The organism is Candidatus Pelagibacter communis (genome assembly GCF_001179985.1).
GTDB classification, from domain to species: domain Bacteria; phylum Pseudomonadota; class Alphaproteobacteria; order Pelagibacterales; family Pelagibacteraceae; genus Pelagibacter; species Pelagibacter ubique_J.
The window spans coordinates 1-1,018 of sequence record NZ_CVSI01000074.1; the positions used below are offsets into that span (position 1 = coordinate 1).

The following is a 1,018-nucleotide window of genomic DNA, read 5'->3' on the forward strand; positions in this document are numbered from 1 at the left end:
CCTCTGCTTCACCAGTCCCCATCATAGCTTTGCCCATTGAGCTCATTACATGCTCAACATCAGCAAAATCTAAATTTATAAGACCAGGTCTAACCATCAAATCTGTTATACTTTGTACTCCGTGTAGTAATACATGGTTTGAAAGTTCAAAAGATTCTTCAAAAGTTGTTTGCTCACTCGCTACTTTAAATAAGTTTTGATTAGGAATTACAATTATTGTATCAACATGTTTTCTAAGCTCCTCTAAACCTTGTTGTGCTCTTCTCATTCTTGATGGACCTTCGTATAAAAAAGGCAAAGTTACCACTCCAACAGTTAAAATATTTAGCTCTTTTGCTGCTCTTGCAATTACATGTGCAGAACCTGTTCCAGTTCCACCTCCCATTCCAGCAGTTATAAAAACCATGTTTGCACCTTGCAATATATTTATTATTTCGTTTAAAGACTCATCTGCTGCAGCTTGTCCAATGTCTAATTTTGATCCAGCTCCTAAACCTTTTGTTAAATTCAATCCAATTTGAATTTTTTGCGTTGCTTTACTATGTTTTAAATCCTGAGCATCAGTATTAACTGCAATAAATTCTACTCCTTGTAATCCACTATCAATCATACCATTGATTGCATTTCCTCCTGCTCCACCTACACCTAAAACTAATATTCTAGGTTTCAATTCTTTGATATCTGGTGTTTTAAAGTTAATAGTCATATTTCCCCCTTTTAGTTATTAAATTGACGTTCCCATTTAAGGCTAGCTCTGTGAATATTTGATTTTCGTTTTGCAGTTACCTTAAATTTTTCGAAGTTAGCAGGTTCCCATATTTGAAATGTTTTTCCTTGCCCAACAAACAAAATTATATTCTTAATTTTTGCATGTTTTAAAAGTTTAGTTGTTATTAAAATTCTTCCTTCGTTATCGAATTGTAGATTAATACTTTCAGAAAGGATTGAGGTTGCAAAATAATCTTTTTTTTCCTCAAATGGATTAAGAGAGTCAATTGTATTTGAAATTTTTTCTATT

The 1,018-nt window shown here is 32.7% G+C and carries 1 protein-coding gene and 1 pseudogene; both read right to left on the reverse strand.

The window, feature by feature from the left end; translation table 11 throughout:
• Window positions 1-706, reverse strand: a 706-nt coding sequence (ftsZ, locus tag AMN80_RS05375) for a cell division protein FtsZ (RefSeq protein WP_075520950.1), incomplete at its 3' end; no start/stop codon positions are given.
• Window positions 707-717: 11 nt separating this feature from the next.
• Window positions 718-1,018, reverse strand: a pseudogene (locus AMN80_RS05380) (division/cell wall cluster transcriptional repressor MraZ); the annotation flags it as partial.